The organism is Mesorhizobium sp. M4A.F.Ca.ET.050.02.1.1 (assembly GCF_003997725.1).
Classification (GTDB): Bacteria; Pseudomonadota; Alphaproteobacteria; order Rhizobiales; family Rhizobiaceae; genus Mesorhizobium.
This window is the reverse complement of sequence record NZ_RZSG01001162.1, coordinates 1-1,328: the sequence shown is the minus strand read 5'-3', so window position 1 is coordinate 1,328 and position 1,328 is coordinate 1. Positions and strand designations below refer to the sequence as shown.

1 protein-coding gene is annotated in these 1,328 nt (G+C 63.9%); it reads right to left on the bottom strand.

The features are described 5' to 3' along the window. Window positions 1–58 precede the first annotated feature (58 nt). Window positions 59–1,249 (bottom strand): integrase core domain-containing protein, encoded by a 1,191-nt coding sequence (locus EOA33_RS35960; RefSeq protein ID WP_126056960.1) that lies wholly within the window; start codon window positions 1,247–1,249, stop codon window positions 59–61. Window positions 1,250–1,328 lie beyond the last annotated feature (79 nt).

Genomic DNA, 1,328 nt, shown 5'->3' with positions numbered 1-1,328 from the left:
TGTCCAGCCGATAGATGGGTAACAGTTTGAACCGGATACATAGGTAACAGTTCTCCCCCTATTTGTCCGCTGCAGCGCCAAGCGGATTGGTTAGCGCGGCGCTGCAGCGGACAAGCGTCATACGCCTTGTGTCGATGATGCCGAGCTGGTGTGCATGGAAGGAAAGAGCCCATTGACCATCCTCGGTTTGGGCGGCCGCGACAGCTTCACCAACCAGTGCCTGCGAGACATAGACGAAGCCGCCGTTCCACCTGATCTCGCCATTGTGGCGTACATGACGGACCGCGGCCTCGGCCGGATAATCAGGCTCGGGCGGCATCGTCGGCATGGCGCGCCGGGAGGATCTGTAATGCTGGGCTGGAGTGTCCATGCCTAGCGCCTCATGGGGACGTTCTTCATTGTAGCTGCGCCGGAAGGCCTCGAAGGCGTGGCCCTGGGCCGCCCTGTCGGCCTCCGGTGCCTCGGCCAGCGGCAACAGGGTCAGATGAAAGCGCTCGTGGCGCCCGTTCTGCTGGGGTTTGCCGGGCGCGATCCGCTCCAGGGCGATGCCGAGTTTGATGAAGCGCACCGCAAGCGGTGTCAGCCCGGTGACACCGGCCGACGCGAAGGGCGGGCCATTGTCGCTTCGGAACCGGTCCGGCAGGCCATGCTCCTCAAACAGCCGCTCGAATACCGGCCAGGCCTCGGCATCCGCCGTCGAGCCGGTCGCTTCGAGCGCCAGCAAGTAGCGGCTCGACGCATCCATCACCGTCAACGGTTCGCAACGCCACCCGTCACGGGTCCGGAACCAGCCCTTGTGATCGCCGGTCCACACCGCGTTCGGCCCTTGCGGCTCCGGCCAAGGTCCATTGCCGCAGGCCCGCAGCCGGGTCCGCTTGCGGGCGCTGACAAGCCCATGCCGTGCAAGGATAGCGCCTGCCGTCGAGGCCGACGGCCAGATCAAGTCGGGAGCCGCGCGCTTGAGCCGCGCCACGATCTTCTTGGGCCCCCACAGCGGATGCGTCTCCTTCGCCGCCACGATCCGCTCGACAAGATCAAGGGCTGTCGCACGGCCATGATTGAGCGGCGCTCGCGGCCGATCGTGCAAACCTTCCGGGCCAAACTCCCGGTAGCGACCCAGCCATTTATAGCCGATCTTGCGCGAAATTCCGTAGGCCGCACAAAGCTCGCTCATCGTCTCTTCGCCAGAAAGGCAATCCACTACAAAACGAAGCCGCTCGTCCATGATGCCAGTCTCTCGCCAAACCATCGCCGGGTCCTCCGGCGAGGGAGAAAACTGTCACCTATGCAATCGGTCCATTCTGTTACCTATCTATCCGGTTCGGACA